The organism is Algoriphagus sp. (genome assembly GCF_030694375.1).
Lineage (GTDB): Bacteria > Bacteroidota > Bacteroidia > Cytophagales > Cyclobacteriaceae > Algoriphagus.
Genome location: NZ_JAUXYL010000006.1, coordinates 1 through 3947 on the forward strand (window position 1 = coordinate 1; position 3947 = coordinate 3947).

1 protein-coding gene is annotated in these 3947 nt (G+C 48.2%); it reads right to left on the reverse strand.

Annotated elements, in window-relative coordinates:
* A partial coding sequence (locus tag Q8M62_RS01250) for a hypothetical protein (protein WP_305668000.1) occupies nucleotides 1-3947 on the reverse strand: 3947 nt, incomplete at both ends.

Sequence of the window (3947 nt, forward strand, 5' to 3'; positions counted from 1 at the left end):
CCAAATATCATCACAAATAAATCGGATGACAGTTGTGCCTGAAATAGCACCATCGTCAATGATTTCGATACAGTCAAATTTATTGGCATCAGGACAGGAATAGGAAATATTAACTGTACCATTAGGTCCTGCACCTCCTCCTCCTAAGGCATAAACCAAGCTTGAGGTAGAGGGGCTTGGAGAGGAAGAATCTCGGGTTACGTAAGTGTCCCGGGCAGCCCCTGTTCCTGTACTTAGACCTCTAAAAACTCCTATGGGTTCACCTGGGACGACAGGAATGGTGACCACAACCGTTTGCCCGGTTGCACCTGCCCCAGTAGCCTGAATGGTAATCTCATAAATTCCTGCCGGAACAGTAAATGTTCCATTGGTGGTGAAAGCCGCCCCACAAACACTGAAGAAGGTTGCATTTTTTGGATCTGTGACATTTAGATTAACCACACAAGCATCAGTGACTTTTTTAATATTTTTTATTGTCAGCTTAAATACGTCAACATTTATATTAGTCAAAGGTACTGTTGAAAATGATCCTCTACCCCCAGAAACCCCAAAGCTACTTGAGGTATGCTCTATGGATGTTGAACCGTCATCCAGGATATAGGTGACTTCATAATTTCCATTGGAAAGGATAGCCGGATCCCCATTTACCGTGATTGTGGCCGAACCTCCAGCGGAGGTGGCAGAAACTGAAGAAACGGAAGTCAAAACATAGTTTGGTGTGACATCAATAGTTCCTACGGCAGCCAAACCATTGATGCAATTGCCCGTCAGCGGGATACTATAGGTGAAAAGCCCGGTAGTGGTGGCTGTACCGGAGAAGGTAATTACACCTGTAGCCGGATTAAAGTTTGCCGAAATACCCGGTGGCAACCCATTGGCACCGGCGACTCCGTTATTTGCAATTCCGGTTACTCCGGTGGTAGATCGTGTAAATGGGGTCAAGGTAGGGCTGCTTATACACACGCTCGGGAAGGCCACAGAAGGTAGCCCCACAGTGGCAAACGGTTCCACTGTCGTGGTCGAAGAAGCTGTAGTCGAAGCGATACAGCCTGAGCTTGGCTCAGTGTAGCGTACGGTCACTGTTTTAGCCCCTGTACTTTGCCATTGGATACTCACCGTTTCATTGGCTGTTCCAATTCCGCCCGAGGTGATGATATAATCCACTCCTGCTGTGCCGGAAACAGTCCAAATGTAGTCGGATTTACCGGCCTGAGTGGTGTAAGTGCTGGAGCCTTGCTCGCAAACAGTTGCTCCGGGTGACGCGGTAAAAGTCGGGACGGGCTCAGGATTTACCAAAAATGCACCCGACACTGGACTGGCCACACTCGGTCCACAGTCACTTCCTGCCACCACATAGTAATAGGTAGTTCCGGCTGTGGATGAAGGCGGTGTATAGGATGAGGAAGTTGCACCAGAAATGGCAACACCACCAGAATTGGAACTGGATGTGTTGCTGTACCACTGATAAGTGAGTGTTCCGGTTCCTGATGCTGCTACCGTAATCGGATTAAAAGGGAAACCGATACAGAAGGTTTGAGCTGCGGTATTTTGTGAATCAATCTGCGTGTTTTGAGTTACAATAAAGGCCCCTGAGGCATTGGAAGTGACTGACTCGCAGGTACTGGTAACTACGACATAATAATAGGAGGTTCCTGTAGTAGAAGATGCCGGTGTAAAGCTCGATGATTCTGCACCCGGGATTAACGTGCCGCCAGTAGTTGAACTGGAAGTATTACTGTACCATTGATAGCTTAGTGTGCCCGGCCCTGTAGCGGATACAGAAATCGGTGTGAATGGTGCACCCGGGCAAACGGTTTGACTACTCAAAGAAGGCTGAGTCTGAACAGTAGTCACAGGATTTACGGAAAATGCACCGGATACAGTTGAAGTTACATTTGGCCCACAATCACTTCCGACAATTACATAATAGTACCGGGTTGTTCCGGGAGCTGTGGCTGGAGGAGTGAAACTTGAATTGGTAGCCCCTGTAATTAAAGTTCCCCCCGAGGTGCTAGCTGTAGTATTACTGTACCATTGATAGGTGAGGGTGCCTGTTCCGATGGCGTTTACAGAAATCGGGACAAAAGCATCCCCATCACAAATGGTTTGGGCGGCAAGACTTTCACTTTGAATTTCTGAAAGAGGAGTTACGGTAAATGCACCAGAAACATCAGTAGGAACGGTTCCGCAATCACTGGAACCGGTAGCATAATAATATAATGTTCCAACTGTCGTAGAAGGAGGCGTAAAGGCCGGATTAGTTTCTCCTGGAATTAAAGTTCCTCCGGTATTCGAGGGGCTGGTATTGCTGTACCATTGATAAGAAACGGTGCCCTCACCGATGGCCTGTACAGAAATTGAACTGAATGCAGCTCCCCGACATACTGTTTGTGAGGCAGTCGATGGGTTTTGGACAATGGTTGTAATCGGTGGAGTGACTAGATATTCTCCTGATACGTCTGAAGTTTCAGAACTGCAATATCCTGAGACGACTACATAATAGTAGAAAGGAACAAGTATTGCAACGTTGGAAGGTGGAGTAAAACTACTGGAAGTTGCACCGGGAATAGCAGTTCCACCGGTGTTTACCTGGGTGCCGACGGAATACCACTGATAGGTCAAATCCGCTCCTTGGGCGACTACAGTCAAAGGATCAAATCCATCGCCAAAGCATTCCACGTCATCTGAGTCATCAGGTTGAGTTGTAATGACAGTGATAGGCTCAACTATAGCCGGGAAAAAGCTTGAGGTGGCGACACCGCAACCACCGCTTACTTCAACATAGTAGTGTCTGATGCCGATCACGTTTGAAGGCGGGGTGTATGAATTGGAATTAGTCCCAACAGGCACAGCGCCTAATTTTGTGGGTTTGTCATTGCTAAACCACTGATAAGATAATGTTCCGGTTCCCGTAGCGGTGATGGATAGTGCGGCAAAATTTTGTCCATCGCAAATCCGCTGTTCAGCCAGATTTTCTGAAGTGATGATGGTAGCTGGATTGACCGTTATTGTTCCTACAGCAAATAAGGCAAAACAGCCACCGGTCAGAGGAATTGAGTAATTATAAGTACCTGCCAGTGTGGGCGTTCCCGAAATGGTAATTACGCCACCGGCCCAGGCAGCACTCAATCCTGCCGGAAGACCATTTGCTCCCGATACTCCGGCATTGGAAATTCCCGTGGCACCTGTAGTGGTATGGGTGATAGTGGTTAATGGTGTATTCACACACAGGACAGGATTAATGGAAGAAGGCCCTGAAACAGTATTATTGGCGTTGACAGTTATAGTTCCGGTAGCATTTACTGCTCCGCATCCTCCGGTCAATGGAATGGTGTAGTTGAATGTTCCTGATACGGACGGAGTACCGGAAATGGTAATAATATTTCCAGTCCAGCTAGCTGTCACTCCCGCAGGAAGTCCGGAAGCCGCACCAATTCCTGTAGCACCAACTGTTGTATGGGTAATTGATGGAATGGATGTATTGATACAAACCGTGGGAGTTGAAGATGGCGTAGATGCGGTATTATTTGGAGCTACTGTGATGGTCCCCGTGGCATTTACAGCCCCGCATCCCCCGGTCAAAGGAATGGAATAGCTAAAAGTCCCCGAAGCCGTGGGGGTTCCCGAGATAGTAATGGTGTTTCCCGCCCAAGCTGCCGTCACGCCTGCGGGGAGTCCGACAGCAGCACCAATTCCTGTCGCACCTGTGGTGTTATGGGTAATGTTGGTTAATGCTGTGTTGATACAAAGAGTCGGTGTTGAAGAAGGCGCAGTAACTGTATTATTTGGGTTAACGGTTATAGTACCCGTGGCATTGATATTCCCACATCCCCCGGTCAGTGGAATGCTGTAATTGAATGTCCCTGAAACGGTCGGAGTACCGGAAATCGTGATGGTATTGGCAGCCCAGGTAGCGGTAACTCCGGCAGGAAGTCCATTTGCTCCTG